The sequence below is a fragment of the Bacteroides sp. genome, from assembly GCF_019417265.1.
Taxonomy (GTDB): domain Bacteria; phylum Bacteroidota; class Bacteroidia; order Bacteroidales; family Bacteroidaceae; genus Phocaeicola.
The window spans coordinates 1-3,560 of record NZ_DXVR01000157.1; the positions used below are offsets into that span (position 1 = coordinate 1).

Consider the following 3,560-nt stretch of genomic DNA (forward strand, 5'->3'; position numbering starts at 1 on the left):
TTTAAAATTCCGTCCCTATTTTCACAAACCGGAACGGTTTTGCTACATTTGTAGCTGTCTAACCAAAATTGTTTAATCATGAAAGTTTATAAATGGCGTCTTAATTTTATTGTTGTTTACATGAACCGTCAGAAAGCGTTCGTTTGTCGTGAATTTGTTCATAACGTATTGATATCTGCTGCAACTTTGCGTAGAATTGATTACGCGATACAGACCGACACGAGAGTTTTTCATAACGCTTCCGATAACCTGAATATAGAACAGAGAAATAGGGTAGTTGATCTTTTTTATTTCCGCTCTTCATCATACTCGCGATCTTCAGTAAAAGACTTTCGGCAGATAATTGAAGGTCTATTTCGTGACTATGATTTTTGGTTTGATGATGATTTTGAAGTTTATGGTCTTTCATACAAAACTCTAAAAGACTTTCCATTTCCGAAAGAATATTTTCGCCCTCGCTCTTGTGGCTGTACGGAGATCCATAAAGGGAAACAAGTTTTTCTCGCAGTTCCTGAGGCAATATATCAAAAGGTATTAGAACTACAGGAAGAGCCTTTGGATAATTGATCTTATTTCCAGAGCCTTGGTAAATCTTTCTGCCAAGGCTTTTTCCTTTTGCTGTTGTGTTCATAATTAAATAGGGTTTAAATTCAGTCAAAAAAAACTTATCATTCGATTTCATGCTGAGAAGACTTACTATACTGATATCATTATTTTCTTTAGTATTAAGCTTAACATCACTATCCCTAAGCATAACGCTATGATTGCGACCCATACTAAAATGTATGAAGGCTCTATTTTCGGAGTATAGTATCTGAATATTTCCAATCTTGAAGGATATCTTTTATACAGGAGCTTGTAGTCCATTTCGTATGGGGTTCTCTTCTCATCCGGCACATCCCTTGGAAATATCAACCAGTGTATAATATTGAATCTCTTCATCAGATTTATGTTTTACAGTATTGTTATCTTTCATTCCAGCTCCTCCCATTCTATAGTGAGCTGCTCGTATGTAGCCATCGGGTCCGGATAGAACTTGCCTTCCTGCCTGTTCCTCAAAGCCTCTTTCTGTATCGCCACCGCTACAGGCGCACTCATCGTTCCTCCGGCATATACACGCTTCACGTGTTTCAGCGTCACACGCCTTGTAGCCGCCACCATTTTAAGCTCCCTCTCGCTGATGAAGTTCTTCACCCTGTCTTTCCACTCCGCAAAGAACGGACGGTATTTCGGCATCGGCAGACGCTGGCGTGTCACTGTCATGGATTCGCCCATGCTGTAGCTGCCTGTCCTGCGGATAGAGGGAAGGACGGTACCGGTCACCCAGTTCACGAACTTGTCCGCCTCCGGCTTGTTGCTTCGGAATGCCAACTTGTAAACGGCGGCTTCATTGATGACTTTCAAGCTCTGAAGACCTCCGCCTTGATAGTTTCCGCAGGGGGTGGTGAGATTTACCATCCCCTGCCAATCTTCAGGGATGCTGTCTAAAGTATGACCGCTCCAAGTGATATTCAGAGCCATTGCCACATCCTTGGCCACAAACCAAGGTTCGCTGTTAATTACCTGTGTACGGATGTTCACATTTTCATTCTCGTTGTAGAATACCTGCAAGCCCGTAGCCTGCTGATTTGCTGTTGTGTTCATAATTATGTAAGGTTTAAATTATCTCAGAACTTAATATGATACTCGTACTCCTTTATTCCGTAAGTCTTAGGAGTGATTAAAAGCTTTTCATAAATCACAAATCCGAATAATAGGTATTGTACTTTCGTACCTGTCACCATGTTGCAGTTTATTACAGGCATAATAATTTTTTTAATCATAGCTTTAAAGTTTATATTGTTTTTACTTCTCCGTATGGATTTTCATGTTCTACAAACAATTTCCCTCCATGATTCAATGCCCATGCCCTTATCAGGTGAGCCAGCGCACTGTCCGTTTTAAACCTCAACGCATCATACACAGTTACAGCTGACACACCTTTGATTTCCGCAATCTCTTTTACCTTGTCTTTGTCAAGTTTGATGTACTTTTCTTTTTTCTCCATATTTTTTGATTTTTGAGTTGTTATTTCTATCTTTGGAACTGTCTTAATTGATTAAGACGGTACAAACATATACAATTTGTAGATATAATCAAAATTTTTTCAAGAAAATATCCACAATTTGTAGAAAATAATATCAAAATATGGATAAAAGGGAGATGTTAGATGCGATTGTTGCTTATTTCACGCATGGTAATAAAGCTAAGTTTGCCACCATGTTAGGTGTTTCAGCCCAAACAATAAGTGCTTGGGGTACTCGTAATACATTCGATACAGAACTTATATACACAAAATGTATAGGAATATCTGCAGAATGGCTCCTCACCGGTGAAGGTCCGATGTTCCGTGAAGAAAGATCCGAAGGTATAATACATGAAGATCCGCAAGTTCCGACACCGAAACCTGACGAATCCATCCTTTATAATATGTATAAGGACTTAATGGAAGAGAAGAAGGAAAAAGAAAAGAAAATAGAGCAGCTCACCAACGAACTCCGTGCGATGGAGCGTAAAGTCGGCACCCTCGAAGCAGAACTGAAGCATACCGCCACTTTAGGCAACCGGACTGCGGAGCCTGTTTCTACCGCGAAACGTTCTTCACAGTCCAAAGCGTTTGCAACATTTGTGTCTGCCCCGTCAAACGAATACGAACCACGATAACCAATTGATTTATTAACTATAAATTCGTTTTATCATGAAAAATTTAAAAGAACTTTCAGCAACTCACTATGGAGATTTCGAAGGTGTTGTTTCCATTAGTTATCAAGACATGTTTTTAGATAAGATTAAGGCATTGAATTTGCCGGATGGGGTTATAGTAGGCTTTGGTTTTGGTTTTATAGAAATAAAAGGTGATAAAGCATTAGACTATGTTGATATTTATTTTTATATAGCACAACCTGAATATGGCAAAACAGTACAAGAAATTATCAGTTCGGGGGTAAACAAACTTAAGGTAAGTAAAGTATCAAGACGTATTAAAATTGATAATCTTAGTGAATATATTAAGAATTTTGACTGCTGTGGGATTCATAAAGATCTTAAGGTCGTTGAATTTGAGGTGGTATAAATGAAAAGCAGGGGGCTATTCCGCCTCCTGCTTCTGTTCATTAAACTTTCCTTCCGCTACTTCGTTCCTTAAAATCATAAGAAACTGTACCACATCATCAGTGGTCTTGTTTTCAGGATCGAGTTTCATAATATCTCCAATCCAATGGCAAAACCTTTCGGCCATGTTTTTTTGTCCCATTTGTTTTACAAACTGACTGATGTAATTGCTTGGTAATTTTAATTCTTCATCCATAAATATTTTATTTAAAGGGTTAGTTTCTGGTATCCACACGTAATATTTATCAGGATCTTTCAGGTAATCCTCCAAGACTGCTTTCCTATCTATAGCTTTATCCGCTTTAGTTTTCCTCTTTCTACGAAATAAATTCATGGTGTTTGTCAAGATTAAAAGAAAATGTTCCCGGACTCGCACCGGGAACGCAACTATTAATAAATAATACCTATAA

The 3,560-nt window shown here is 38.5% G+C and carries 8 protein-coding genes; 2 read left to right on the forward strand and 6 right to left on the reverse strand.

Going from position 1 to position 3,560, the window contains the following annotated elements; genetic code table 11:
• Positions 1–106: 106 nt before the first annotated feature.
• From QZ379_RS12340 to QZ379_RS12360, 5 genes are all read right to left on the reverse strand, one after another.
• Positions 107–631 (reverse strand): hypothetical protein, encoded by a 525-nt coding sequence (locus tag QZ379_RS12340; protein ID WP_291565305.1) that lies wholly within the window; start codon positions 629–631, stop codon positions 107–109.
• Positions 632–696: 65 nt separating this feature from the next.
• Positions 697–942, reverse strand: a complete 246-nt coding sequence (locus tag QZ379_RS12345) for a hypothetical protein (RefSeq protein WP_291565308.1) — start codon at positions 940–942, stop codon at positions 697–699.
• Positions 943–972: 30 nt separating this feature from the next.
• Positions 973–1,644 (reverse strand): BRO family protein, encoded by a 672-nt coding sequence (locus QZ379_RS12350; protein WP_291565311.1) that lies wholly within the window; start codon positions 1,642–1,644, stop codon positions 973–975.
• A 23-nt stretch (positions 1,645–1,667) separates the two neighbouring features.
• Entirely contained in the window at positions 1,668–1,823 is a 156-nt protein-coding gene (locus tag QZ379_RS12355) for a hypothetical protein (RefSeq protein WP_291565314.1), read from the reverse strand.
• An 11-nt stretch (positions 1,824–1,834) separates the two neighbouring features.
• The gene (locus QZ379_RS12360) at positions 1,835–2,047 is read right to left on the reverse strand and encodes a hypothetical protein (protein ID WP_291565317.1); all 213 of its coding nucleotides are present in this window, start codon (positions 2,045–2,047) and stop codon (positions 1,835–1,837) included.
• Positions 2,048–2,187: 140 nt separating this feature from the next.
• Between QZ379_RS12360 and QZ379_RS12365 the strand changes: the two genes are divergently transcribed.
• Together QZ379_RS12365 and QZ379_RS12370 are read left to right on the forward strand one after the other, a co-directional pair.
• Positions 2,188–2,703, forward strand: a complete 516-nt coding sequence (locus tag QZ379_RS12365; RefSeq protein WP_291565320.1) for a helix-turn-helix domain-containing protein — start codon at positions 2,188–2,190, stop codon at positions 2,701–2,703.
• Between the two features lie 34 nt (positions 2,704–2,737).
• Positions 2,738–3,112, forward strand: coding sequence for a hypothetical protein (locus tag QZ379_RS12370; protein WP_291565324.1), 375 nt, complete (start codon positions 2,738–2,740; stop codon positions 3,110–3,112).
• A 15-nt stretch (positions 3,113–3,127) separates the two neighbouring features.
• On the opposite strand, the gene QZ379_RS12375 is transcribed toward QZ379_RS12370, so the two are convergent.
• Positions 3,128–3,560 (reverse strand): hypothetical protein (locus QZ379_RS12375; protein WP_291565327.1); only part of this gene is annotated, 433 nt, incomplete at its 5' end.